This is a genomic window from Xenorhabdus cabanillasii (assembly GCF_003386665.1).
Classification (GTDB): Bacteria; Pseudomonadota; Gammaproteobacteria; order Enterobacterales; family Enterobacteriaceae; genus Xenorhabdus; species Xenorhabdus cabanillasii.
Genome location: NZ_QTUB01000001.1, coordinates 4,114,775 through 4,141,196, shown reverse-complemented (window position 1 = coordinate 4,141,196; position 26,422 = coordinate 4,114,775). Strand labels below are relative to the sequence as shown.

The following is a 26,422-nucleotide window of genomic DNA, read 5'->3' as shown; positions in this document are numbered from 1 at the left end:
TGGAGAAATTATTGTGAGTGAGCGTCAACAATGGACTATCAAACAGGCACAGGTGCTGTTTGATAAGCCTTTTTTTGAATTATTGTTTCAGGCACAGCAGATACATCGCGAACATTTTGATCCACAGCAGGTACAGGTCAGTACACTTCTTTCAATAAAAACCGGAGCCTGTCCAGAAGACTGTAAGTACTGTCCACAAAGTTCCCGTTATAAAACTGGTCTGGAAAAAGAACGCCTGATGGAAGTGGAAAAAGTCATTGAATCTGCCCGCAAAGCCAAAAATGCAGGTTCAACCCGTTTTTGTATGGGCGCAGCATGGAAAAATCCACACGAACGGGATATGCCTTATCTGGAGAAGATGGTTAAAGAAGTTAAGGCATTGGGTATGGAAACTTGTATGACACTGGGAATGTTGAACCAATCTCAGGCACAGCGTCTGGCAGAGGCAGGTCTGGACTACTATAACCATAACCTGGACACCTCGCCGGAATTTTACGGCAATATCATTACCACACGCAGTTATCAGGACAGGCTGGATACACTGGAAAATGTCAGGGATGTAGGCATTAAGGTGTGTTCTGGAGGTATTGTGGGTCTGGGTGAGGAAATTCGTGACCGGGCAGCATTGTTGGTACAACTGGCAAACCTGCCGAAACCACCTGAAAGCGTGCCAATCAACATGCTGGTAAAAGTTAAAGGAACACCGCTGGAAAGTAACGAGGACGTCGATCCATTTGACTTTATCCGCACTATTGCGGTGGCTCGGATCATGATGCCGAAATCTCATGTCCGCTTATCCGCAGGGCGTGAACAGATGAATGAACAGACTCAGGCTATGTGTTTTATGGCCGGAGCCAACTCTATTTTTTATGGTTGTAAATTGCTGACAACCCCGAATCCTGAGGAAGACAAAGACCTGCAACTGTTCCGCAGATTGGGTATCAATCCTCAGCAGACAAAAACTGCATTTGGTGATAATCAACAGCAGCAACACCTGACAGAAGCAATCATAAACAATGCTGATAATGAACAATTCTATAATGCGGCAATATGATGAATTGGTCAGATTCTATCTCCCGGCGTTTGGCTGAACGCCGGGGCACATCTTTGTGGCGTAGCAGGCAAGTCCATTTGGGTTCATGTGGGCAGCTCTTAGACACTTCTGATGGCCAGTACCTGAACTTTTCCAGTAACGACTACCTCGGACTGAGTCAAAATCCGCAAATTATTGCCGCCTGGCAACAAGGGGCGGAGCGGTATGGTGTAGGCAGCGGTGGTTCGGGGCATGTTACAGGTTATACCGCAGCTCACCATATGCTGGAGCAACAACTGGCGGAATGGCTTGGTTATCCCCGGGCTTTACTGTTCATTTCTGGCTATGCCGCTAATCAAGGAGTGATAGCTGCATTGATGGAAAAGGAGGATCGTATTATTGCTGATCGCCTGAGCCATGCCTCATTGATGGAAGCAGCTATGCAATCTCCGGCTCAACTACGGCGCTTTCTGCACAATAATCCTGATTCTCTGAAACAGCATCTGGCAAAAGAGTGTACAGGTAAAACATTAGTCGTCACCGAGGGCATCTTCAGTATGGATGGAGATAGTGCACCACTTGATGTGATTGCACAGCAAACACAATCTGCGGGCGGCTGGTTAATGGTTGATGATGCTCACGGTATCGGTATTCGTGGAGATGAAGGACGGGGTAGTTGTTGGTTGCAGGATGTGAAACCAGAGCTTTTAATCGTCACATTTGGTAAAGCATTTGGTTTAAGTGGTGCGGCTGTGTTGTGTGATGAACAGACCGCAGAGTACCTGATTCAATATGCCCGACACTTGATTTACAGCACGTCTATGCCACCTGCTCAGGCTGTAGCTCTTTCTGAAGCTGTGCGGCAAATCCGGGCTGGAGATGAATTACGCCATCGTCTGCAAAATAATATCCGTTATTTTCGCCGTGAGGCGCAAAATTTACCTTTTTCCCTGGTGGATTCTGAAACTGTTATTCAGCCTGTGATCATTGGTGATAATGAACGTTGTATCGCCTTATCCCACTTGCTTATGCAACAAAAAGTATGGGTAAAAGCGATTCTTCCACCGACAGTGCCACCGAATAGTGCTCGTTTGCGTATCACACTGACAGCAAATCATACCCGACAAGATATTGATGTATTACTGGAGGCGTTGCGTGGATCTGGCTATTAAATGTGTTGATAAACAGGCGATTGCGGGGGCTTTTGGCAGAGCAGCCTCATGCTATGACACTGTTGCGAAGTTGCAACAACAAACCGGGGAATACCTGATGGAATTGGCACGAGCAGAAGATACTGGTGTTCGGGTATTGGATGCTGGTTGTGGCACAGGTTTTTTTAGTCACCGTTGGAAACAATGGGGTAAACAGGTTATCGCATTGGATCTGGCTGCCGGCATGTTAAACCATGCTCAGAGTCAGCAAGTTGCTGACTATTACCTGCAAGGCGATATTGAGCATTTAGGGCTGGCGGATAATAGTGTGGATATCTGTTTCAGTAACTTGGCTGTACAGTGGTGTAATGATCTGCCATGTGCATTGCAGGAATTCCATCGCGTAACCCGTCCCGGAGGCCTTATTTTGTTCTCCACGCTTGCACAGGGCTCATTGTGTGAGCTGGAAACAGCATGGGAGCGCGTTGATTCTTATCGACACATCAATCAATTCCTGTCCTTGCAGGCAATTGCTGATGCGTGTCAACCGTATCGGCATCAATTCATACACAAGCAATATAGCCAGCATTATCCACAGTTACTGCTTTTATTGAATTCCTTGAAAGGTATCGGAGCTACACATCTTCATCGTGGCCGTAAACCGGGTTTGATGACGAGAAAACGCCTGAATGTTCTTTCAGAAGTGTATCCGAGAAATAATGGAAATTACCCATTAAGCTATCAAATTGCTTTCGGAGTCATTTACTGTGACAAATAAATATTTTCTTACCGGGACTGATACCGAAGTAGGTAAAACGGTTGTCAGTTGTGCCTTGTTACAAGCGGCGAATAAAAAAGGCTATCAAACTGCGGGTTATAAACCAGTGGCATCAGGCAGTGAAGTGACTCCGGAAGGGATACGTAATGGAGATGCTTTGGCTTTGCAGTATAACAGTTCAGTATCTCTATCTTATCAGGAAGTTAACCCATTAGTATTTGTAGAACCGACTTCTCCCCATATTGTCAGTGCTGAACTCAATCAACCGATCGAATTTACTGTGATGTCACAAGGTCTGGAAAAATTGGCGGTAAAAGCGAATTGGGTGTTAATTGAGGGGGCTGGTGGTTGGTATACACCGTTATCTGAAAATACTACTTTTGCAGATTGGGTGGTTCAGGAAAAACTGCCTGTGATCTTAACGGTAGGAGTTAAACTGGGCTGTATCAACCATGCTGTCTTAACAGCAAAAGTTATTCAAGGTTCAGATTTGGAATTAGTGGGTTGGGTTGCGAATGAAATAGAGCCCGCTGGCAAGCGTCAGGCTGAGTATTTAGCAACATTAAAACGGATGATTTCTGCGCCTTTACTTGGTGTTATACCCCATTTAAGCGACTCAGATAAAAAAAATAACATTGGAGAATATATAAATATTGATTTGTTGGTTAACTAATTATTTATTCGCTGTTAGTTAAAATAGCCCACTGGATAAGTGGGTTCTGGCTGAAAAGTTGGTATAAAATATGCCTCATTTTAACAATTATTGTCCTATTTTTGAACAATAAATAGCGTAAAACTATTTCAAAATAGTATGAAAACATTTCGCTATTGAAGAAATCCACAGAAGAGGATAACTCTGCAACCTCCCATGCCTAATAGGGTTTGTTGAGTTATCCACTGTTCCTGTGGATAACCTTGTGTATTAGGTTTAGAAAAGTAGTCTGACACAAGATGACACGCGGCTTGCGCAAGATTTGCTGTTATTCTCTCCTTTGAATTTTTTTTATTTAAAATTAGTTGGTTATATAAAATCAATCCTTTTCAATGCCTCTTTATCATTCCCTGCTTTATCATTTCAGTAGCTAAAATGAAAATAGGAAAAAGCAAAATAGCTATCTGGGGATAAAAATAGTCTTAGCTAATGTTAACTAAAGGTTAATATCACCTTATGGCTGTTTCTGCCCCTGGTTAACGTCTGTCGGGTACAATTTTTGAATTGGGGATAATATTATTTTGCTAATCTACTTGAAGCTGGTTTTTTATCCAGTATTATAAGAGCGTTTTGGTTAGCATATATACACGATGGGTTTCAACGCGCAGTCCGCAAAGTTGTAACTTGAAAGATGGGTGTATAGGCATGCAATGATATCGGGTGGAAGATGAGTAAAGAGACGAGCAAAGTATTCAAGTTATGTTCTGATTTCGAGCCTGGCGGAGATCAGCCAGAAGCTATCCGGAAATTGCAGGATGGGCTGGAAGATGGTCTTGCCCATCAGACATTATTGGGGGTTACGGGATCAGGCAAGACATTCACGATAGCCAATGTTATTGCAAATATGAATCGACCAACGATGGTTTTGGCTCCGAATAAAACGTTGGCGGCTCAGCTCTATAGTGAAATGAAGGAGTTCTTCCCTGAGAATGCAGTAGAGTACTTTGTCTCTTACTACGACTATTATCAACCAGAAGCCTATGTGCCCAGCTCTGATACTTTTATCGAAAAAGATGCATCTGTGAACGAACATATTGAACAGATGCGTTTGTCTGCGACAAAAGCCTTGTTGGAGCGAAAGGATGTTGTTGTGGTTGCATCTGTTTCCGCAATTTATGGTTTGGGTGATCCCGATAGTTACCTGAAAATGATGCTGCACCTGACTAACGGGATGTTGATAGACCAGCGCTCTATCCTGCGTCGTCTGGCAGAGCTGCAATATACGCGTAATGATCAGGCATTCCAGCGAGGAACTTTCCGTGTACGTGGTGAAGTGATTGATATTTTCCCTGCTGAATCAGATGAACATGCATTGCGTGTTGAATTGTTTGACGATGAAGTGGAACGGCTTTCTTTGTTTGATCCGCTGACAGGGCAGGTGCAATATAATGTTCCCCGTTATACTGTTTATCCCAAAACTCACTATGTAACACCACGTGAGCGTATCCTTCAGGCGATAGAATATATTAAAGTTGAGCTGGATGAGAGACGTAAAGTTCTTCTGGCTTCAGATAAGCTGCTGGAGGAACAGCGTATAACCCAGAGAACCCAATTTGATCTGGAAATGATGAATGAACTGGGTTATTGCTCCGGGATTGAAAACTACTCCCGCTATCTGTCCGGCCGTGCTCCAGGGGAACCGCCTCCGACTTTATTCGACTACCTGTCAGCGGATGGTTTGTTGATCGTGGATGAATCCCACGTCACTATCCCACAATTGGGTGGCATGTATCGGGGAGATCGTTCCCGTAAGGAGACACTGGTGGAATATGGTTTCCGGTTACCATCAGCGTTGGATAACCGTCCGATGCGCTTTGAAGAATTTGAAGCTCTGGCACCACAAACCATTTATGTATCGGCAACACCCGGCCACTATGAACTGGAGAAATCCGGCAATGAAGTGGTTGAACAGGTGGTGCGTCCAACGGGTCTTATCGACCCAGAGGTTGAAGTTCGTCCAGTTGCGACTCAGGTTGATGACTTATTGTCTGAAATCCGTGTCCGTGCAGCAAAAAATGAACGTGTACTGGTAACCACTCTGACCAAGCGTATGGCGGAAGATTTGACAGAATATCTGGAAGAGCATGGCGAGCGGGTGCGTTATCTTCATTCTGATATTGATACCGTTGAGCGGGTGGAAATCATCCGTGATTTGCGCCTGGGAGAATTTGATGTACTGGTTGGGATCAACTTGTTACGTGAAGGTTTGGATATGCCGGAAGTCTCTTTAGTTGCAATCTTAGATGCCGATAAAGAAGGTTTCCTTCGGTCAGAACGTTCTTTGATCCAGACGATTGGGCGTGCAGCGCGTAACCTGCATGGCAAAGCGATTCTGTACGGTGATAAAATTACCGATTCTATGGCGAAAGCAATTAGTGAAACAGAACGTCGTCGTGCTAAACAACAGGCGTTTAACGAAGAGCACGGTATTACGCCAAAAGGGCTGAATAAAAAAATTGGCGATATTCTGCAACTTGGTCAACCTGTTAATGGTAAAGGAAAAGCTAAGAGTAAAAGCAGAAACAAAACAGATTTGGGAATGGACGATTATCAGAAACTATCCACGAAAGAACTGGAGAGTAAAATCCGCGAGTTGGAAGAAAAAATGTACCAATATGCGCGTGATCTTGAATTTGAACAGGCGGCTAACGTGCGCGATCAGGTTCAGGCATTAAGAGCACAGTTTATTGTCAATTCTTAAATCTTATTATCAACTCTTAAATTGAAATGGAGAGTGAAATAATCACTCTCTATCGGTAACTTAGCGGTGTAATCTGTAGATATCAGCCGGTAACGAATGAATTATCCCAATTTTTGCAGGGTATCTTCTATTGCTTGCCGTAATAATTCGCGATCATGACGATAAGGAATATCCTGAGCTTCCAAAACTTGTTGTGTGATAATCCTGTCATTCAAATTGCGGGTATCTGTGCATGGGCCAACAATGATTGCATTAATCATCTTGCGACCAATCGTATTCTCTATCATATCGAGTTTATCTTTCAATGAGAGATCAGCGGCAGCATGACTGAGTTCTTTCCCTAAATTACCGATATAAATCATATTGGCATTACTGCGACGCAAAGATTGAGTTAAATCTTCCAACAGTAATACCGGCATCAGACTGGTGAAAAAACTACCGGGACCGATTAGAATTAAATCAGCCTGTTCAATGGCTTCCAGCGCTTCTTTAGTGGCGTTGACATGGGGGTAAAGCATTAACTCTCGCGGCACACAATTCAGTTGGTCAATATTCACTTCACCATACACCGCATTTCCCTGATCATCTAGAGCCATTAAATCAACAGATTGTTCAGACATAGGGATCAGATGCGCATTCACTTTCAGTAGATTGCGGATCAGATTAATCGCCTCAAGAGGTCGGACACTTAAATGATCCAAAGCTTTCAACATCAAATTACCCAGATTATGTCCTGCCAGCTCGCCATTACCGCCAAATCGATACTCAAACATGGCTGAAGCAACCGTGGGTTCCGTAATCAACTGATTAAGGCAATTGCGGGTATCTCCCCAGGCGATACCCCCTTCGGAACGTCTTATTCTTCCGGTTGAGCCACCATTATCTGTTGTAGTGACAATACCAGTCAGCCGGGTACTGAGAGATGAGAGGGAAGACATGACGCGTCCGAGTCCGTGACCACCTCCGAGGGCAACAACACGATCTAAATCGGCTAATGTTCGGTTTCGCATAGGGTTCCTGTTACTGAATAAATTTTATGTAATCTATCATAAAGTATGACGTTTTGAGCAATTGCCATGATTTTATGCGATTTTTATCAGCTATTTTTCTACCCAAATAGAATAAATAGATGACAACAGGTTGATGCTGATGATATTTCGTAACTCGTTGTATATCAAGATATATATCGGTGCCGAAGTTAGCTTTTTATTGATTTAAGCGTTAGAATCCACAGTAAGACTCGGCTATTCACGTAATAGTTTACATGATGACCAAGTTTGAAATTAACCCCTAGCCTCTGCATCTAAGTCTTTGCTGTGTAATTTTTTACTAATTAGTACTGGCATAAATAGTTCTGTCAAATGGATACCACATCGATATGATGCTTTGGCCGTGGCTCTTGAGTCACCAGGGTGCAAGGCAGAAATGCCTGCATCCCCCATGATTGGAAGGTGTTATAGTGGAACAACTCATTGATATGTTCTCCCGCAAGTTTTACTACTTGAGGCTATCGATTACTGATGTATGTAACTTTCGTTGCACCTATTGTCTGCCCAACGGTTACCAACCTGACCGCTCTCCCTCCAGGGAACACAAATCATTTCTGACCCTGCCGGAGATCCGTCGTGTCAGTCGTGCATTTGCTGAGCTTGGCACAGAGAAGATCCGTCTGACGGGAGGAGAACCCACTATGCGCCGTGATTTTTGCGATATTATTGCGACGGTGCATGAAAATCCGCAGATTAAAAAAATTGCTGTCACGACTAATGGCTATCGTATGGAGCGTGAAGTTGCCCGCTGGAAAGAAGCTGGCCTTACAGCAGTCAATGTGAGTGTGGATAGTCTCGATCCCCGTCAATTTTATGCTATTACCGGACAGGATAAGTTTTTTCAGATTATGCGTGGCATTGATGCGGCCTTTGAAGCAGGCTTCAGCACAGTAAAAGTTAATTCGGTGTTGATGAAGAATATCAATGAGACCATCCTGCCAGCTTTTCTTGATTGGATAAAGCACCGTTCAATTCAATTGCGCTTTATCGAGTTGATGGAAACGGGAGAAGGTAGTGCAACTTTCCAGCGTCATCATCTTTCCGGTGATGTGATCCGACGTCGTTTACTTCAACAAGGTTGGCAACCACAGCAGCGAGCACGTAGTGACGGGCCGGCTCAGGTGTTCAGGCATGCAGACTATCAGGGAGAAATCGGCTTGATCATGCCGTATGAAAAAGATTTCTGCCAAAGTTGTAATCGCCTGCGTGTTTCAGCTATTGGCAATCTCCATCTGTGCCTGTTTGGTGAACAGGGGATCCCGTTGCGTGATTTATTATCCGATGACACATCACTTAATGATTTGAAATTACGTATTCAGGGCGGATTGCGTCATAAACGTGAAACGCATTTTCTACATCAGGGGGATAGTGGCATTACCTCGAATCTTTCTTTTATTGGCGGTTAATTTATTTTCAGGAGCAAGAATGTCCCAATTAACTCATATCAATACTGCGGGTGAAGCTCATATGGTGGATATTTCTGCCAAAGCAGAAACTGTGCGTGAGGCCAGAGCAGAAGCCTTTGTTGAAATGCAGGCCGAAACGCTGGCTATGATTATTGCCGGCGATCATCACAAAGGGGATGTTTTTGCAACGGCCCGCATTGCAGGCATTCAGGCAGCGAAGAGGACTTGGGAATTAATTCCCCTGTGTCATCCTTTGTTACTCAGCAAAGTTGAGGTTCAATTGGAGGCACAAACAGAACATAATCGCGTCAGAATTGAATCCTGTTGTCGTCTGGCAGGCAAAACCGGGGTGGAAATGGAAGCTCTGACAGCCGCTTGCGTAGCAGCACTGACAATTTACGACATGTGCAAGGCAGTACAAAAAGATATGGTTATCGGGCCTGTACGTTTGCTGGAAAAAAGTGGTGGAAAATCGGGAAATTTTAAGGTGGAAAAATGATAAAAGTTCTGTTTTTCGCTCAAGTCCGTGAGTTGGTGGGAACCGATTATCTTGAAGTGCCCAGTGAATATCCAACGGTGGCTCATCTTCGTCAGGCACTACTTGAAAAAGGTGAACGCTGGAAATTAGCATTGGAAGAAGGCAAATGGTTGACAGCGGTGAATCAATCCTTTGTTCATGCCGAACATCCACTGCGTGATGGTGATGAAGTAGCATTTTTTCCGCCTGTTACAGGAGGATAAGTATGGAAAATACACGGATTTGTGTCCAGAAAGAGATGTTTAATGTTGGTGCAGAATACCAATGGCTGGCACAGTGTGATGAAGATGGTGCGGTTGTAACCTTTACAGGCAAGGTACGTAACCACAATCTTGGCGATGATGTCCGGGCGTTAATATTGGAACACTATCCGGGCATGACGGAAAATATGTTGCAGAAAATTGCTGATGAAGCTCGCCAGCGTTGGCGACTACAACGTATCAACATTATTCATCGTATTGGAAAGTTATATCCGGGGGATGAAATTGTATTTGTCGGCGTAACAAGCACCCATCGCAGCATGGCTTTTGCTGCGGCTGAATTTCTGATGGATTATTTGAAGACTCAGGCTCCTTTCTGGAAAAAAGAATTCCTTAATGATGGAGAGCGTTGGGTGGAAGCAAAGGAAAGCGATCGGGAAGCCGCCAGTCGCTGGTTAACTCAATGATATAAAATCAGAAAAAATACATTTGCGGAGTATTTTGCGAACTATCTCTAAAACTGGGTAAAGAAATAATATATCACTAAAATTGTCATTAATTGGCAGATGGTTTTGTTCATGTTCTATGCTAATGTATAGCATTTGAAATAGGTTGTTTATTTTTAACAGTCTATACCCTTTAACATTGTCATAAAAGGTAATCGTCATGGACCGATATCAACGTTCTAGTGGTTCGATTGTCCAGCAAGCTGGTTCAGGTATACAAACTTATATGGCGCAAGTCTACGGTTGGATGACTTGTGGTTTGTTGTTAACCGCATTTGTTGCATGGTATGTGGCAAATACGCCGGAAATTTTATATGCCATCTTTAGTAACTCTGTCGTATTTTATGGCTTGATCATTGCACAACTTGCATTGGTGTTTGTGCTGTCTGGTCTGGTGCATAAAATGAGTGGTGCTCTGGCTACAGGGCTGTTTATGCTCTATTCCATGCTAACCGGGCTGACGTTATCCAGTATTTTTGTGGTTTACACCAGTAGTTCTATTGCCAGCACTTTTGTTATTTCGGCAGCGATGTTTGGTGCGCTGAGTGTCTATGGTTATACCACGAAGCGTAGTCTGAGCGGTTTAGGCAGTTTCCTATTTATGGGGCTAATCGGTATTGTACTGGCTTCTTTGGTCAATATCTGGCTGAAAAGCCCGGCTCTGATGTGGGCAATTACCTATATTGGGGTTCTGATCTTTGCTGGTTTGACTGCTTACGATACCCAGAAACTGAAAGAAATGGGTGCTGAGCTGGATATCAATGATAAAGAGAACCTGCGTAGATATTCCATTACTGGTGCACTAACGCTGTATCTGGACTTTATCAACCTGTTCCTGATGCTGCTGCGCATTCTGGGTGATCGCCGTTAATTAATGAATGCGATTTTCCTATTCTAAAATATTAAAGACCCTGTTTGTACAGGGTTTTTTGCTACTGATTTTCAATATAAGGATTTTCCTTCAGTTTGGACTATAACGAATACCGAGAATTTGAAACAATAGTTATTGGGCGACTTCTTTGCCGTTAGGCAACCTTATTCCGAAATAACCGATAAGCGATTCCATTCGTAGTGACAATAATCAGCAATAACGGCCATAAGCTATGCCAGATAACTGAGAAATCAGCGCTTTTCAAATAAATTTGCTTGGTTATATCCGTAAAATGCCGGATTGGATTTATCCACGTTATATTTTGTAACCAAACCGGCATATTTTCGACGGGGGAAACATAACCAGAAAGCAAAATAGCAGGCATCATAAACACAAACACACCGATAAAAGCTTGCTGTTGAGTTGAGCAAATAGCGGAGATAAGTAATCCAAACCCGACCAGTGACAATCCATAAATCAGGATACAGCCATAAAATAATAGCAATGAACCGGAAAAAGGGATCTGGTAACACAATGTTCCAATCAACAAAACGATACTTGCCTGAATTGTCGCCACAACTAACGCAGGAATGGCTTTACCAATAAAAATCTGCCATGTAGTCAGCGGGGAAACCAGTAATTGATCCAATGTTCCCTGTTCTCTTTCACGGGCAACGGAAAGGGCAGTAACGATCAGAACGCCAATGGTTGTTATCATGGCAACCAGAGATGGAACGACAAACCATTTATAATCCAGATTAGTGTTGTACCAATTACGGATGATCAACTCGCTGTTATTGAGGTCCGGTGTATTACCCAATAGCTCTTTCTGGTAATTCGTCACGATCTGCTGGAGATAATTTGCGGCAATTTGTGCACTGTTAGAGTTACGTCCATCCAGCAGAACTTGAATTGAAGTGGGAGTATGGCTGGCAATATGAGCACTGAAATTTTGTGGAAAACGAACCAGCAGCAGGGCATCGCGGTTATCCAAGACTGGCCGAATTTCCTGCGAACTGTTCAGCATAATAACATCAGGAAAGGATTTCGATTTAGCCAGCCGTTGGGTCAATTCAATGGAAGCCTGCCCTTTGTCTTCGTCATAAATAGCGATAGTTGCATTTTTAACTTCCAGCGTAGCAGCCCACGGAAACAGGCTCATCTGAAAAATCACAGGTACGATCAAAGTGGCTCGTGTTTTAGGGTTTCTCAGGAGAGACTGCAACTCTTTCATGACGAGCGTATAGAGGCGATAAAACATTTTCTTTCCTTTTTAATCCAGGCGCCGGCGGGTTTTCCATGCAGTCAGGCCAATAAATACGATAGCACTGACAATCAATAACAGTAAATTTGTTATCAAAATGGTGCTGATGTTGCCTGCCAAAAACAACGTTTGCAGGCTGCTGACAAAATAACGGGCAGGAACGATATAAGTGAATACCTGAATCAAAGCCGGCATGCTGTTAATTTCGAACACAAAGCCGGATAGCATAACCGCTGGCAAAAAGGCGGTATTCAGGGAAATCATTGCGGCATTAAATTGATTGCGCGTCACCGTTGAGATAAATAACCCCATTCCTAAAGCTGTCGCGAGATACAGGCTGGAAATCAAAGCGAGTGCCCAGAGGGAACCATGATAAGGAATGCCCATAATAAACACAGCGAATACCATGCAAAGTACCATAACGAAAGAGCCCAGAACCTGGTAAGGCAATAATTTAGAAAGCAATAATTCAGTCCGGGTAACCTGAGTGGATAAAAGGGCCTCCATTGTGCCCCGTTCCCATTCACGTGCGACAACCAGAGAAGTAAGGATTGCGCCAACGACTGTCATGATAATTGAAATAGCACCGGGGATGAGGAAATGCTGGCTGATAGCGGCAGGATTAAACCAATAACGGATCTGCATATCGATCAATGGTGTCGTTGAGACTCCACGATCCTGCCCTTGTTGTTGTAACCAGATTTGCCAGATACCTTTAGCGTAGCTTTGCACAAAATTGGCTATATTTGGTTCACTACCATCTGTGATTACCTGAATCGGAGCATGATCGCCGACACGGGCAAGCCGGACATCGAAATTAACCGGAATAACAATAATGCCTCGGATCTCACTCGCCTGTATTTTTTTGATTAAAAATTGACGGTCGTTGCTGACTGTGGCATCGATATAAGGCGATCCTATAAATGCATGCACCAGTTCGCGGGCATCTTCGCTTTGTTGCTCCATCAAAATGCCGAGGCGAAGTTTGCTGGAATCAAGATTAATCCCGTAGCCAAAGATAAACAGCAGCATGAGTGGAATAACCACAGCAATTAAGGTACTACTGGGATCGCGGATAATCTGTTTACTCTCTTTAATACAAAGTGCTTTTAATCGCCGCCATGAAAAACTGACTGCTTTTTGAGAAGAGGGAGTAGGGGCGGGATGATTCTGTTGAATGCCACTCATTGCGGCTCCTTATCATAATTCACCACGAGATCGATAAAAACATCTTCCATTGAAGGATTAGGGCGGTCAGTGGTCGATACCTGCTGTTTCAGCTCATCAGGCGTACCTGCTGCAATTAATTTTCCCCGAAAAACTAGCCCAATACGGTCACAATACTCTGCCTCATCCATGAAATGTGTCGTTACCATCACAGTCACACCTTTATCTACCATGCCGTTGATATGCAGCCAGAATTCACGACGAGTCAGTGGATCAACTCCCGAAGTTGGTTCATCCAAAAACAGAATATCTGGTTCATGCATCAGGGCGCAGGCGAGGGCAAGGCGCTGTTTAAAGCCGAGAGGTAGACTGTCGGTAGTTTGGTGCAGAATTGGTCTCAGACTAAAAGCACTGATCATATCTGTCATTTTTTTCTGTTGATGGCGGCCACTCAAGCCATAAACACCGGAAAAGAATTTCAGGTTTTGCTCTACAGTTAAGTCACCATAGAGTGAAAATTTTTGTGCCATATAACCAAGACGCTGGCGAGCTTTACCTGAACTGGTTTTTAAATCCATGTTCAATACCAGTGCATTGCCGTGAGTAGGGAGCATTAATCCGCACATCATTTTGAATGTCGTCGATTTTCCGGCTCCGTTTGGCCCCAGTAAGCCGAAAATCTCCCCGCGTTTCACCTGAAAGTTCACATGATCTGTCGCAGCAAAATCCCCGAATTTTTTCGTCAGGTTTCGGGCTTCTATCACGATTTCTGTCGGATTCGGTGGGATTTGAGGCATGATTTCTGCCAGCTCTGAGCGATGGGAAGGGCCACCACCTAAGAGGTCGATAAAGGCATCTTCAAAACGTGGATTGGCATCCAGAATTTCTACATCGGGTAAACCTATTTGCTGAAGTAATCCATCTTTATCTGCATCAGCTTTTAAAATTAAGCGGAGATATCTGCCCTGGATCACTCCATCAGTCACTTGTGGCAAGGTGAGTGCGTGTTGCAACGTTTTTCGGCGGGAGTCTGGTTTGATATCAAGCAGAAAAGAGCGTCCGACAATACTTTGGGTTAATTTCTGGGGTTGGCCGCGATAGAGTAATTCCCCCTGATTCAGTAACAAAACATCAGGGCATAACTCAGCCTCATCCAAATAAGAGGTGCTCCATAAAATCAACATTCCATCGGAAGCGAGTTCATGCACCATCTGCCATAATTCCCGCCGGGCAATGGGATCTACGCCGACACCGGGTTCATCAAGCAATAACACTTTTGGGCTGCCGACCAATGTACAGGCAAGACCTAGCTTTTGCTTCATTCCGCCGGAAAGTTTACCTGCCAGCCTGCAAGTAAAACGTGTTAAATCAGTGAAGGTCAGTAGCTTTTGAAAAGTAGTTTTTCGTTCTTCTCCGAGTACACCACGTAGATCAGCATACAAATTGAGATTTTCTAATACGGTTAAATCTTCATACAGACCGAACTTTTGCGGCATATAACCAAGTTCAGAACGAACTTCAACACTGTCCTTAATTGGATCAAGCCCCATGATTTCAATATTGCCACTATCAGGTTTCAATAACCCTGCCAACATTCTTATCAGTGTGGTTTTTCCCGCCCCATCCGGGCCGACAAGACCCGTGACAGAACCTCCGAAGATTTCTGCATTCAGATGGGATACAGCGGGTTTTTCTAACCCTGGAAAAGTTTTCTCCACACTGTTCAGTTTTATCGTATATGCTGAACTGGTCATATTTCAGCCTTACTTGTGTGGCTCAGTAAAACGTAATGTGACAGGCATTCCTTGTTTCAACCCCTCATCGGGATCGCTGACAATAATGCGCAATCGATAGACCAGATCGGTTCTTAAATCCGGGGTTTCAACATTTTTCGGGGTAAATTCAGCAGTTGGCGAAACAAAGCCAATTTTGCCGTGATAGGGTTGGTTTTTCCGTCCATCGGTATAAATCAGGATATCGCGTCCTGCCACTGCCTGATTGAGGTTAGGTTCATTAATATATGCTCTGATCCAGACCGGATTAGTCAGTGACAGTGTAAATACTGTATTTCCGGCGGCCAGAATTGTCCCTGGCTCAATGGCTCTGGTAAGAATAATTCCGGCGGATGGTGAAATGAGGCGGGTATCTTGTAAATTGAGTTCAGCTTGTGCGACAGCTGCTTCAGCCTGTGCGAGTTGTGCTTTAGCGGCGGCGATTTCTTCTTTGCGGTATCCTGTTTCAAACTGACGTAATTTATCTTTTGCAGCTTGATAAGCGGCTAATGCCTGATGTTGTCCTGTTCTGGCATTTTCCAGATCATTGGCTGAGATCATTTTACGTTGCCATAATTCCTGTTGACGTTTCAGAAAACTATCGGCAAAGCGGAATGCTGACTCTTTCTGAGCAACTTCGGCGCGTACCTGAGCGATTTCTTCAGGGCGATAACCCGCTTCTGTTTTGGTAAGATTTGCCCTGGCTGCATCGCGATTTGCTTTGGCTTGATTCAATGCATTATTAAAAGGGGAATTATCGAGTTGACCAAGGAGTTGCCCTGCGGTGATGGTATCGCCTTCATCCACCAGCAGGTTTTCTAATTTACCACTGACCCGAAAGCCAAGGTTGACAGTTCTGACATCAACATTGCCATATAGGGTTAACTCCTTGTCATTTTTCTCCTGATAATAATAAATACTAATAACACCGATAATAATGACTATCGCCAATAGGACAAGAGCAAACTTTTTAGTGTTCATACTACTATCCCTTATGCGTTATTAAATCTTCAAGTTACGCTGTTTGTTGGTTATTTTTTCGCAACCCATTAAGCAAAACATCAATGTGTTGAGTCAAAACCTGGTTAATTAATTCGTACTCTTTGGTGCCAATATTATCCCAACCGGTTTGGCGTAATAGTGCTTCTCGTGCCAGCCGGAAAGAAAGGATCTCGCCTAATAAGGCATGAGTATGGATTTGTGTTGAAATTTTTCCTTCATCAGCACCGATATAATAGGCGATTAACTTATTCAGGCGAGAGTAAATTGGAGCAAGCCCTTGTTCATGGATGACGCTATAAGCTTCTGTCGGTGTCAATTGCTCATGTGACATAATGCGACTGAGATTCAGACTGCTTTTATCGAAAATAAGACGGTTATAGCTAATCAAGCCTTGATGAATAAATGCCAGTATTTGGTCTTGTGAATAAGGTTGGGGAGTGGTGATAAAAAATTGGTCAATGGCCTTAATCAGCAGAGAGAATTCAGCTTTTAGTCTATCTGCAATATGGTGTGCGACAGCGAGGTATAACCCTTCTTTGGAACCAAAATAATAAGCGATGGCAGCGATATTCTGTTTTGCGTGTTGGGCAATATTACGAGTGGTTGCACCTTCCAGGCCTGATTTACCAAAAATTTCTAATGCAGATTCAAGAAGTTGCTGTTTAGCTTGTTCACCTCGTGAAGTCTGAGCCATTTTCGCTGCCATGTTAAGAATATCCTGTGATAAAAATTACTGAAATGGTTATAAATATATCAATCGTATGATTAACTTTAAAGCTATAGCCACTGGATTTCAAGATACAGTCAACAGAACTTAATTTGTACGACAAAGAATATAAAACAGGCTGATGTAAATTTACTTGTGTGCTCATGCTGTTTGAAAAAAGATATCTGTTATAATGCCACGCTTATGGTGCATTGCAGTTTGTGTAATTTCTTTTGCGATTTATCGCGTCTGGTTTTTCTTCCCATAAAACTGCCCCTGAATTGATATCAGGAATGGTGAAGTCTGGAGCATTTCTTATTTATGAATTTTGAGTCACTCGGCCTGAAGGCTGATATTTTGCGTGCCATTGAAGAACAAGGCTATGCAGAACCTACCCCTATTCAGCAACAGGCAATTCCTGTTGTGCTATCTGGTAAAGATCTTCTGGCTAGTGCCCAGACAGGAACGGGGAAAACGGCGGGCTTTACTTTACCTGTCTTGCAGTTATTGAGCGAATCTCCTATTCAATCCAAGGGCCGCCGTCCGATCAGAGCATTAATCCTGACACCAACCCGTGAATTGGCCGCACAAGTAGTTGAAAATGTGCGTAATTACAGCAAATATCTCCGATTGCGTTCATTTGTAGTATTTGGTGGTGTGAGCATCAATCCACAAATGATGAAATTACGTGGTGGAGTAGATATTTTGGTCGCCACACCGGGCCGTTTGCTGGATCTGGAACATCAAAATGCCGTGGACTTATCCCGTGTGGAAATTCTGATTTTGGATGAAGCCGACCGCATGTTGGATATGGGATTTATTCATGATATCCGTCGGGTACTGAACAAACTACCTGCTAAACGTCAGAACTTACTGTTTTCAGCTACATTCTCTGATGAAATCAAAAATCTTGCTAATAAATTGCTGCGAGATCCGGTTAGTGTGGAAGTCGCTCGTCGTAACTCGGCTTCTGAACAGATCGATCAGTCTGTCCATTTTGTGGATAAGAAACGTAAGGGAGAATTGCTTTCTTACATGATTGGCAGCCAAAACTGGCAGCAGGTATTGGTGTTTACCCGCACTAAACATGGTGCGAACCGTCTGGCAGAACAACTTAATAAGGATGGTGTTACTGCGGCGGCTATTCACGGTAACAAGAGTCAAGGAGCCAGAACTCGTGCATTGGCCGATTTTAAAACAGGCCGGATACGTGCGTTGGTCGCAACGGATATTGCAGCCCGCGGATTGGATATCGACCAATTGCCTCATGTCGTTAACTATGAATTACCTAATGTTGCAGAGGATTACGTACATCGTATTGGCCGCACTGGCCGTGCAGAAGCAACGGGGCAGGCAATATCACTGGTGTGTGTTGATGAGCATAAGCTATTAAAAGATATTGAACGGCTGCTGAAACGGGAAATTCCACGTATCGCGATCCCCGGTTATGAACCCGATCCTTCCATTAAAGCGGAGCCTATCCAGAATGGACGCAACGGGCGCAGTAATCAATCCCGTGGTCAGGATCAGCGAAGCAGTAACAAACAAGATGACCAGCAACATCATAGTCGTAACCCACGTGGCAAAGGCGCATCGTCACAGCAGCGCCGTTATCGTAGGCCGGTCAAAGCGGCGGCAGGAGAGTAATTCCATGCGAGTCTTGCTGGCTCCGATGGAAGGGGTGTTGGATTCATTGGTTAGGGAGTTGTTGAGTGAGGTCAATGAATACGATCTTTGCATTACCGAATTTTTGCGTGTAGTGGACAGCCTGTTGCCAGTGAAATCTTTTTACCGCTTATGTCCTGAATTGCATCATCAGAGCAGGACTCCATCGGGTACGCCGGTCAGGATACAGCTTTTGGGGCAATATCCTGAATGGTTGGCTGAAAATGCGGTCAGGGCAGTGGAATTGGGATCGTGGGGAGTTGATTTAAACTGTGGTTGTCCTTCCAAAACAGTTAATGGTAGTGGAGGAGGGGCCACCTTACTGAAAGATCCTGAACTTCTCTACCGTGGTGCTAAAGCCATGCGGGAAGCTGTACCGGCAGAATTGCCGGTTACAGTCAAAGTACGTCTGGGGTGGGATTCTGATGCCCGTCAGTTTGAAATTGCGGATGCTGTTCAGCAAGCTGGTGCAACGGAATTGGTTGTGCATGGGCGTACTAAGGAAGATGGCTATAAAGCAGAATGCATAAATTGGCAGGCGATTGGAGAGATCCGCCGACGTCTTACTATTCCGGTGGTTGCTAATGGTGAAATATGGGATTGGCAGAGTTCACAGGAGTGTATCAAAGTTACCGGATGTGATTCGGTAATGATTGGACGTGGTGCGCTGCATGTGCCGAATCTAAGCTGTGTTATTAAATATAATGAACCCAAAATGGCATGGCATGGGGTGCTCCAGCTGCTGCAAAGGTATATCTGGCTGGAAAAGCAGGGAGATACAGGCTTATATCATGTCACACGTATCAAACAATGGCTTGGTTATCTACGCAAAGAATATGATGAAGCTGATGAACTATTTATGCAAATCAGAGCGTTGAAAACTTCATCTGCTATATCTGAAGTTATTTCTTTAGCCGTAGAGAGTGGTTTGTATGTATAATTAATTAAAGTGGCAGTGTAATTTTTATTATATTACCTTTCTTCACACTACATATCGAACGTAAAAATATGACACTATTTAACTGAATTTAAAGGCTAAATAGTAAAGTATTGGGTTATTCATAATCACCGAAAATGCATGATAAAGCCATTGGTACTTTTATCGAAAGAGCATATTATGTTGGCGGTCGAGCAGCAGGTTGAATACATGACCTTACTCTGTAATTCACTGAAGGAAATGACAATGAAATTAGAAACACTGTCCATCCATGCCGGTTACTCCCCTGACCCTACAACCAAAGCCGTTGCAGTCCCAATCTATCAAACAACGTCCTACTCTTTTGATGATTCCCAGCATGGTGCTGATTTATTTGATTTAAAAGTTGAAGGCAACATTTACACCCGCATCATGAACCCAACCAATGATGTATTGGAAAAACGTATCGCTGCTTTAGAAGGAGGAATTGGGGCGCTTGCAGTTGCTTCTGGCATGGCGGCAATCACCTACGCCATCCAGACGATTACTGGTTTGGGAGATAACATTGTCTCCGTAGCAAAATTGTATGGCGGGACTTATAATTTAATGGCACACAATTTCCCGAATATCGGGATTGAAGTTCGTTTCGTTGATCATAATGATTTTACTACCCTTGAAGCGATGATTGACGAAAAAACCAAAGCCGTCTTTTGCGAAACCATCACCAATCCAAGCGGGAATATTGTTGATATCCAGGCATTAGCTGACATTGCCCATCGGCACGGCATTCCTCTTATTGTCGATAATACTGTCGCAACACCCTATTTGTGCCGCCCGTTTGAATATGGCGCAGATATTATCATTCACTCCCTGACCAAATATATCGGCGGTCATGGAACTTCTATTGGTGGAATAATTGTTGATTCGGGCAAATTCTCTTGGGCAGATCATCAAGATCGTTTTGCGATTTTAAATACGCCGGATCCTTCCTATCACGGAATAAACTATATCGAACATTTTGGTTCCGCGGCGTTTATCGCTCGCTGCCGTGTCGGGCAACTGCGTAGCACTGGTGCGGCACTTTCCCCTTTTAATGCCTTCTTGATTTTACAAGGTCTTGAAACATTGGCTCTTCGTATGGAACGCCATACTGAAAATGCCCTGAAAACAGCCCAATATCTGGAACAACATCCTCAGGTTTCCTGGGTTAAATACGCAGGATTGCCGACACACCCTGAATATGATTTGGCTGTTCGTTATATGGATGGTAAATCTTCTGCCATTATCTCTTTCGGTATCAAAGGAGGAGAAAAAGTAGCGGTACGCTTTATCGATGCCTTGCAATTGATTATACGTTTGGTCAATATCGGTGATGCAAAATCACTGGCTTGTCATCCGGCATCTACAACTCACCGCCAACTGAATGATGAAGAATTGGTAAAAGCTGGAGTGTCACGTGATCTGATCCGCCTATCTATCGGAATCGAACATATCGATGACATTATTGCTGATCTTGCACAAGCACTGGATGCAGAAAAATAATTTTCAATATTATTTGAATAAAAGCCTAAATTGAATAGGCTTTTATACTGTTATTAGAGTATGTGGATTTTGATGATAAATAAGATTATTTATATTAATTAATCCATTTTTTGATTTTTATCTTATTCTGATTTTTTATAAAAATTATTTATGATAATTTTAAGTCGATCTGCAAGTCTTATTATTTGCAAAAATTAGGATTGACTAATTTATGATAATGCTTAATCTGACAAAATTAATACTGATATTAAATTAATCAGTGCCGATTTTTAATGTCAGTGAATTCTATAAGTATCACTAATTACTTGTAAATATCTTATCTTTTACTATTTGCAATTCTTTTAGTTAGTGTCTTAAATTAGGACGTAGAATTGAGAAACCTTCAGTAAGATCACCCCATAGATATTTTTAGCTCTTAACTAATATTAAATCTTAATTAACTAATAAATTCAGGAGGTTGAATATGGGTATCTTGTCATGGATTATCTTTGGTTTAATTGCCGGAATTATAGCGAAGTGGATTATGCCGGGAGATAATAGCAGTGGTATCATTATGACGATGATTCTGGGGATCGTTGGTGCGGTTGTTGGCGGCTATATCAGCACTTTCTTTGGTATGGGGAAAGTAGATGGTTTTAGCCTGGGAAGTTTTGCGATTGCAGTTATTGGCGCATTAATCATTCTATTTATATACCATAAAGTTTCTAACTAATCGATTGGTAAAAGTAATAGGTTTCATATGGTTGATATCATATGTTCGGTAGAAAAAAGGATTAGAAAAAGGGCATGATACTTTAATGCCCTTTCTAATTTTGGTGCTTATAATTTATTAAACAGATCCCTACTTTTCTAATGGAAGCATATTATCTGCTCCCCATTCAGCCCAGGAACCATCATATAGTCCTGCTGTTTTATGGCCGATTATATCAAGCCCTAATACTAAAACGGCTGCTGTCATGCCAGAGCCACAACTGGTAATAATTGGTCGATTTAAATCGACGCTTTGCTGTTTAAAGATTTGTTCGATTTCATCTGGTGATTTATAGCGGCCATTCTCAATTAACGCTGTCCACGGGACATTTTTGGAACTAGGAATATGACCCATTCTTAAACCGGGACGCGGCTCTGGTACTTTGGCCTGAAAACGATCTTCTGCTCTGGCATCAATAAATTGTGTCGGCGCATTGCTTTGCAGGGCATCCAGGATCTGTCGTTGGGAAAAAACATATTCAGGCGTAAACTGAATATTGAACTTCTGAGGCTGACGGCTGACTTCTCCTGATTCCATTGGATAATCCGCCTGTTGCCAGCCTTGTAAGCCACCTTCCAGAATACGGATATGCTGAGCACCAAAAATTTTAAACGTCCACCATGCACGAGGGGCAGAAAACATATTCCCCTGATCGTAAATCACTACCAAATGGTTTTCACTGATCCCCATTGCGCTGACAGCCTGCCGGAAAGTTTCTGGCTCCGGTAGCATATGTGGTAATTCGGTCTGGAGATTAGCTATTTTATCAAGATCAAAAAACTGGGAGCATGGGATATGATTCTCCAACCATTTCTGATGATAATCGATAGATTGGGTTGGCATGGGAGCACTGGCATCAATAATAACGACATTCTCATCATTGAGATGTTTACTTAACCACTGTGGAGTTACAAAATATTCATTGTTCATAAGCTTCCTCATCTGATGTGCAATGTCGGATATTGTATGCATTATGTTGTTTCAGTTCAGATACTGATAAGTTCGGGGTTGTAATAAACTTGAAGGTGTATTGATTACTATTGTTGTTCTGTTGGCGTAGTTTCCTGTTGAACTGCTTCCTGCTGTATTTGCTCTTGCTGTGCTTGTTGAGGTTCTTCTGTTGACGCTGTTGAACGGTTATACATATTCATTCCTGCTAAAATAATGCCGCCAATGGAGCCAAGAGTGGATAGTACGATAATAATAAGCAGGATTTTTTTCATCTTTGTTCTCAATAACGTTCTTAGTTATAAGGTTTTTAGCCACAAGGTTTTTGTCACATAGAAAGCCAGCAGTATATAGGCTTCTGCATTCCAGACAAGCGATATACCCTTCACTTTTCAAGATGCAACAGAAAATCTATTGGATATAAGCAGTTTTCTTGCTTTTATAATGGAAAAGCTGGAAAGCTGTTTCCAATAATTACGATATCAGGCTGATCTGATAGCAACTCTGTGGGAGAATAGCGTTCCAATTTTTATGCAGCAAAACTCATGGCACTTTCCAATTCAATAAAAACTCAAATCAGCCAATGGTATAAAGCACTATCTGTCCATATCAATGGCTTCGTTCCGAGAACTCCGCAGCGTCAGATGATTGCAGAAGTAGCAAAAACGTTGGCTGATGAAGAAGGGCGGCATTTAGTGATAGAAGCACCAACCGGTGTGGGAAAAACGCTGTCTTATCTTCTCCCTGGTATTGCTGTCAGCCGGGCGGAACAAAAACCACTGGTGGTGAGTACGGCCAATGTCGCCTTACAAGATCAGATTTACAGTAAGGATCTCCCGTTATTGCGAAAGATTATTCCCGATTTGAAATTTACCGGGGCTTTTGGTCGTGCGCGTTATGTTTGTCCACGTAATCTGGAAGCTATCTGTGCTGCTGATGGAGAGCAAATTGATTTGATGCTTCTGGTGGAAGATCAGACAACGATTGCCAATAGTGAGGAACGGGAGCTGTGCCGCAGATTACGCAATGATTACACGACTTCTGTCTGGGATGGTTTACGTGATCACCATAAGCTGGCATTGCCGGATTCGCTATGGTCAAAGATCAGCACGGATAAAATGAACTGTCTGGCGAGAAATTGTCAGTTTTACCATCGTTGCCCGTTCTTTCTTGCCAGAAGGGAGATTGAAGATGCTGATGTTGTGGTTGCCAATCATGCTTTGGTTATGGCAGCACTGGAAAGTGAATCTGTCTTACCGGAAGCTAAAAATCTGCTGCTGGTTTTGGATGAAGGCCATCATGTTCCCGATGTTGCAAGGGATTCACTGGAAGTTGAAGGGGAAATCACGTTATTTCAGTTAAATGGGCAACTGGATTCGTTTGTTCGTCATGTAGAACAGTATTTACTTCAGTTTCGTCCGGTAAAACCACCCACTTTAGCTAATATTACCCGTTTGCAGGCACACTGTGAAAAAATTCGTGAATGTTTTAAAGAACTGTCGGATATCACACAGGCATTGTTGCCTGAAAACAGTGAGGTGGAAGAATATCTGTTTGAATTGGGAAAACTGCCGGAAAATTTGCTGTTGTGTTGCCAGCAACTATTTAAACTTACTGATGGATTACGCGGATTATCTGAAGCGATTTTAAGTGATCTTACCGAGCAAACAGCCAGGCAGGATATTGTCAGACTGCACCGTGCTATCTTGCAGACCAGCCGGACATTAGGTTATTTCGAAAATATGACGAAACTGTGGCGATTAGCTGCACAGGAGGAATCTTCCCATGCCCCGATATCAAAATGGTTAACACGTCGTTATGAGAAGAATCAGTCAAATGTCTACTTTCATTGCGCAGGCATTCGGGTAAGTGAGCAATTAACTCAATTATTATGGCGGAATATTCCTCATGTTGTGGTGACATCAGCAACATTACGCTCCCTGAATAGTTTTTCCCGTATTCAGGAACTGACTGGGTTACATGAAAATCATGATGATCGTTTTATTACGTTATCATCTCCTTTTGAGCATGTGCGGCAAGGGCATCTGATTATTCCTCAGATGACAGAAGAACCTATAATTCAAAATGAAATGAAACATCTTGAGGAGATGGCTCGCTATTTTCGTGCACAAGTTCTGCTGGGCAAACATCAGGGAATGTTGGTGTTATTTAGCAGCCAACGGGCAATGGACGGTTTTCTCACTTTCGTAAAAGAATTACGACTGATGTTACTGGTACAGGGAGATCAGCCGCGATATCGGCTGGTGGAAACCCATTGCAGGCGTATTGATGAAGGGCAGGCAAGTGTTCTGGTTGGGTTACAATCTTTTGCAGAAGGGCTGGATCTGAAAGGTGATTACCTTTCACAGGTGCATATCCATAAAATTGCTTTTCCACCCGTTACAAATCCTGTCATTATCACTGAAAGTGAATGGCTTAAGTCTTTGAAACGCTATCCGTTTGAAGTGCAGAGTCTGCCGAGTGCTTCTTTCAGTCTGATCCAACAAGTTGGGAGATTGATACGCAGCCATGAATGTTATGGGGAAGTAGTGATTTATGACAAACGGTTATTAACCAAGCGTTATGGTTCCCGGTTGTTGAAGGCGTTGCCTGTATTTCCGATTGAACAGCCCAAAATACCCTCGGAAGAAGAATTGGTGCGGATGAAAAAGGATAAATGATAAAAGAGTTAATATTATTTATCCTTTAAACATAATTTTATGGATAACCGCTATTTATCCTACTTTTTTCAGGAAGCAGGTTTTTAAGACTAATCCTTTGATCTTATCGGCATTACATTCAATTTCATCTTCCCGATTGGTAAGACGAATATTCTTAATTAATGTGCCGCGTTTCAATGTCTTAGAGGTCCCTTTAACCTTCAGATCTTTGATGACCTGGACTGAATCACCATCATTCAGCAGTGCACCGTTAGTATCTTTGACTTCGATATCCATCGTATATAATCCTCATGTTTATTTTTAGAACAGACAGGATTATAGAGAGAAAAATAATTTTTTAAAGGTTAGTATGATTTTTTACGCTATAACTTCTATTTTTAGATATTTTTAATAACAAAAAAGGCCGCGCTGACGGCCTTAACATTATGAAAGGGTACTCTCTATCTCATTGCTCAATATTGGCTTCAATAAACCATAAAAATTTGTCGAGATCACGGGAAGCGGCAGTGAACATATCTGCTGTGTCTTCATCCTTTGCATCAACAATAGCCTGGCGGATATCATTGGCAACGATAGCATAGCGATCTGCCAGTGCTTTTAAGTGATCTTGTACATCATGAATATCTGTTGGATAACTTTCTAACCGGGTCCCTTTATGAACATCCTGAGTTGTCCCCAGTGCAGTACCGCCTAATTGCACTATACGTTCTGCAAAAGTATCGAGATGCTCAACAAGTGTGGTACGGAAATCATCCAGCATTTGATGAATGGCAATAAAGTTTCTGCCGCGTATATTCCAGTGAGCTTGTTTGGTCATCAAAGACAAATCAATAAATTGGATCACCATATGGTTCAGGGTGGAAATAGAACTTTGTTTAATATCCTCATCAATATTATTACGGGTGTAAATCAGCTTAGAGGATTTTTTTCTGATAAATTTTGCTGTACTCATCGTAATGTTCCCTTAATTTAAACTATACCCATCGTCTTTCAGGTTTCAGTCCTGCTGGCTGTATCTTGAAATCCAAAAGGTATAACGAATTATCTTATTGGATACATTAAA

Annotated in this window: 25 protein-coding genes and 1 riboswitch; of the genes, 15 read left to right on the top strand and 10 right to left on the bottom strand. The window is 42.9% G+C overall.

Going from position 1 to position 26,422, the window contains the following annotated elements:
* Positions 1 to 13 precede the first annotated feature (13 nt).
* From bioB to uvrB, 5 genes are all read left to right on the top strand, one after another.
* Positions 14 to 1,054, top strand: coding sequence for a biotin synthase BioB (gene bioB / locus BDD26_RS18615; RefSeq protein WP_038262047.1), 1,041 nt, complete (start codon positions 14 to 16; stop codon positions 1,052 to 1,054).
* The gene (bioF, locus tag BDD26_RS18610) at positions 1,054 to 2,205 is read left to right on the top strand and encodes an 8-amino-7-oxononanoate synthase (RefSeq protein ID WP_115827396.1); all 1,152 of its coding nucleotides are present in this window, start codon (positions 1,054 to 1,056) and stop codon (positions 2,203 to 2,205) included. The genes bioB and bioF overlap by 1 nt, the downstream gene beginning before the upstream one ends.
* Positions 2,189 to 2,962: a malonyl-ACP O-methyltransferase BioC gene (bioC, locus tag BDD26_RS18605; RefSeq protein ID WP_115827395.1), complete on the top strand. Its 774-nt coding sequence runs from the start codon at positions 2,189 to 2,191 to the stop codon at positions 2,960 to 2,962. Before bioF ends, bioC begins: the two co-directional genes overlap by 17 nt.
* Positions 2,952 to 3,635, top strand: coding sequence for a dethiobiotin synthase (gene bioD / locus BDD26_RS18600; protein ID WP_038262041.1), 684 nt, complete (start codon positions 2,952 to 2,954; stop codon positions 3,633 to 3,635). The genes bioC and bioD overlap by 11 nt, the downstream gene beginning before the upstream one ends.
* 706 nt (positions 3,636 to 4,341) lie before the next feature.
* Positions 4,342 to 6,375, top strand: coding sequence for an excinuclease ABC subunit UvrB (gene uvrB / locus BDD26_RS18590; protein WP_038262038.1), 2,034 nt, complete (start codon positions 4,342 to 4,344; stop codon positions 6,373 to 6,375).
* A gap of 101 nt (positions 6,376 to 6,476) precedes the next feature.
* On the opposite strand, the gene BDD26_RS18585 is transcribed toward uvrB, so the two are convergent.
* Positions 6,477 to 7,385, bottom strand: coding sequence for a gluconeogenesis factor YvcK family protein (locus BDD26_RS18585; RefSeq protein ID WP_115827394.1), 909 nt, complete (start codon positions 7,383 to 7,385; stop codon positions 6,477 to 6,479).
* Positions 7,386 to 7,650: 265 nt separating this feature from the next.
* A riboswitch (molybdenum cofactor riboswitch) is annotated at positions 7,651 to 7,845 on the top strand.
* Here BDD26_RS18585 and moaA point away from each other — a divergent pair.
* The 5 genes from moaA (at position 7,835) to BDD26_RS18560 (ending at position 10,945) form a co-directional block, all read left to right on the top strand.
* Entirely contained in the window at positions 7,835 to 8,830 is a 996-nt protein-coding gene (gene moaA / locus BDD26_RS18580; protein WP_115827393.1) for a GTP 3',8-cyclase MoaA, read from the top strand. It overlaps the preceding riboswitch by 11 nt.
* Positions 8,831 to 8,849: 19 nt before the next feature.
* Entirely contained in the window at positions 8,850 to 9,329 is a 480-nt protein-coding gene (moaC, locus tag BDD26_RS18575) for a cyclic pyranopterin monophosphate synthase MoaC (RefSeq protein ID WP_038262030.1), read from the top strand.
* The gene (moaD, locus tag BDD26_RS18570) at positions 9,326 to 9,571 is read left to right on the top strand and encodes a molybdopterin synthase sulfur carrier subunit (RefSeq protein WP_038262027.1); all 246 of its coding nucleotides are present in this window, start codon (positions 9,326 to 9,328) and stop codon (positions 9,569 to 9,571) included. Before moaC ends, moaD begins: the two co-directional genes overlap by 4 nt.
* A gap of 2 nt (positions 9,572 to 9,573) precedes the next feature.
* The gene (gene moaE, locus BDD26_RS18565; RefSeq protein ID WP_038262025.1) at positions 9,574 to 10,035 is read left to right on the top strand and encodes a molybdopterin synthase catalytic subunit MoaE; all 462 of its coding nucleotides are present in this window, start codon (positions 9,574 to 9,576) and stop codon (positions 10,033 to 10,035) included.
* Positions 10,036 to 10,234: 199 nt separating this feature from the next.
* On the top strand, positions 10,235 to 10,945 hold the full coding sequence (locus BDD26_RS18560) for a Bax inhibitor-1/YccA family protein (protein ID WP_038262022.1): 711 nt from the start codon (positions 10,235 to 10,237) through the stop codon (positions 10,943 to 10,945).
* A 154-nt stretch (positions 10,946 to 11,099) separates the two neighbouring features.
* Here the strand turns inward: BDD26_RS18560 and BDD26_RS18555 are convergent, their stop codons facing one another.
* The 5 genes from BDD26_RS18555 to BDD26_RS18535 are packed head-to-tail and all read right to left on the bottom strand — an operon-like array spanning position 11,100 to position 16,856.
* Positions 11,100 to 12,206, bottom strand: a complete 1,107-nt coding sequence (locus BDD26_RS18555; RefSeq protein WP_115827392.1) for an ABC transporter permease — start codon at positions 12,204 to 12,206, stop codon at positions 11,100 to 11,102.
* A 12-nt stretch (positions 12,207 to 12,218) separates the two neighbouring features.
* On the bottom strand, positions 12,219 to 13,397 hold the full coding sequence (locus BDD26_RS18550) for an ABC transporter permease (RefSeq protein WP_115827391.1): 1,179 nt from the start codon (positions 13,395 to 13,397) through the stop codon (positions 12,219 to 12,221).
* On the bottom strand, positions 13,394 to 15,130 hold the full coding sequence (locus BDD26_RS18545) for an ATP-binding cassette domain-containing protein (protein WP_115827390.1): 1,737 nt from the start codon (positions 15,128 to 15,130) through the stop codon (positions 13,394 to 13,396). The genes BDD26_RS18550 and BDD26_RS18545 overlap by 4 nt, the downstream gene beginning before the upstream one ends.
* 9 nt (positions 15,131 to 15,139) lie before the next feature.
* The gene (gene hlyD, locus BDD26_RS18540) at positions 15,140 to 16,129 is read right to left on the bottom strand and encodes a secretion protein HlyD (RefSeq protein ID WP_115827389.1); all 990 of its coding nucleotides are present in this window, start codon (positions 16,127 to 16,129) and stop codon (positions 15,140 to 15,142) included.
* A gap of 34 nt (positions 16,130 to 16,163) precedes the next feature.
* Positions 16,164 to 16,856, bottom strand: coding sequence for a transcriptional regulator (locus tag BDD26_RS18535; protein WP_038262013.1), 693 nt, complete (start codon positions 16,854 to 16,856; stop codon positions 16,164 to 16,166).
* A gap of 321 nt (positions 16,857 to 17,177) precedes the next feature.
* On the opposite strand from BDD26_RS18535, the gene rhlE reads away from it, so the two are divergent.
* The 4 genes from rhlE (at position 17,178) to BDD26_RS18515 (ending at position 21,691) form a co-directional block, all read left to right on the top strand.
* Positions 17,178 to 18,503 (top strand): ATP-dependent RNA helicase RhlE, encoded by a 1,326-nt coding sequence (gene rhlE, locus BDD26_RS18530; RefSeq protein WP_115827388.1) that lies wholly within the window; start codon positions 17,178 to 17,180, stop codon positions 18,501 to 18,503.
* A gap of 4 nt (positions 18,504 to 18,507) precedes the next feature.
* Positions 18,508 to 19,461, top strand: a complete 954-nt coding sequence (gene dusC, locus BDD26_RS18525) for a tRNA dihydrouridine(16) synthase DusC (protein ID WP_038262006.1) — start codon at positions 18,508 to 18,510, stop codon at positions 19,459 to 19,461.
* A 243-nt stretch (positions 19,462 to 19,704) separates the two neighbouring features.
* Positions 19,705 to 20,979, top strand: coding sequence for a bifunctional O-acetylhomoserine aminocarboxypropyltransferase/cysteine synthase (locus tag BDD26_RS18520; protein ID WP_115827599.1), 1,275 nt, complete (start codon positions 19,705 to 19,707; stop codon positions 20,977 to 20,979).
* Between the two features lie 463 nt (positions 20,980 to 21,442).
* Positions 21,443 to 21,691 carry a GlsB/YeaQ/YmgE family stress response membrane protein gene (locus BDD26_RS18515; RefSeq protein ID WP_115827387.1) on the top strand — a complete coding sequence of 83 codons (249 nt, stop codon included), beginning with the start codon at positions 21,443 to 21,445 and terminating at the stop codon, positions 21,689 to 21,691.
* Positions 21,692 to 21,820: 129 nt separating this feature from the next.
* Here the strand turns inward: BDD26_RS18515 and sseA are convergent, their stop codons facing one another.
* Together sseA and BDD26_RS18505 are read right to left on the bottom strand one after the other, a co-directional pair.
* Positions 21,821 to 22,660: a 3-mercaptopyruvate sulfurtransferase gene (gene sseA / locus BDD26_RS18510; RefSeq protein WP_115827386.1), complete on the bottom strand. Its 840-nt coding sequence runs from the start codon at positions 22,658 to 22,660 to the stop codon at positions 21,821 to 21,823.
* A gap of 107 nt (positions 22,661 to 22,767) precedes the next feature.
* A complete protein-coding gene (locus tag BDD26_RS18505; RefSeq protein ID WP_038264357.1) occupies positions 22,768 to 22,953 on the bottom strand; it encodes a hypothetical protein in 186 nt (61 codons plus the stop codon).
* Positions 22,954 to 23,223: 270 nt separating this feature from the next.
* On the opposite strand from BDD26_RS18505, the gene dinG reads away from it, so the two are divergent.
* Positions 23,224 to 25,359, top strand: a complete 2,136-nt coding sequence (gene dinG / locus BDD26_RS18500) for an ATP-dependent DNA helicase DinG (RefSeq protein ID WP_115827385.1) — start codon at positions 23,224 to 23,226, stop codon at positions 25,357 to 25,359.
* A gap of 54 nt (positions 25,360 to 25,413) precedes the next feature.
* Here the strand turns inward: dinG and BDD26_RS18495 are convergent, their stop codons facing one another.
* Positions 25,414 to 25,635 (bottom strand): alkylphosphonate utilization protein, encoded by a 222-nt coding sequence (locus tag BDD26_RS18495; protein ID WP_038264364.1) that lies wholly within the window; start codon positions 25,633 to 25,635, stop codon positions 25,414 to 25,416.
* A 169-nt stretch (positions 25,636 to 25,804) separates the two neighbouring features.
* Positions 25,805 to 26,311, bottom strand: coding sequence for a DNA starvation/stationary phase protection protein Dps (dps, locus tag BDD26_RS18490; RefSeq protein ID WP_038264368.1), 507 nt, complete (start codon positions 26,309 to 26,311; stop codon positions 25,805 to 25,807).
* Between the last annotated feature and the right edge of the window lie 111 nt (positions 26,312 to 26,422).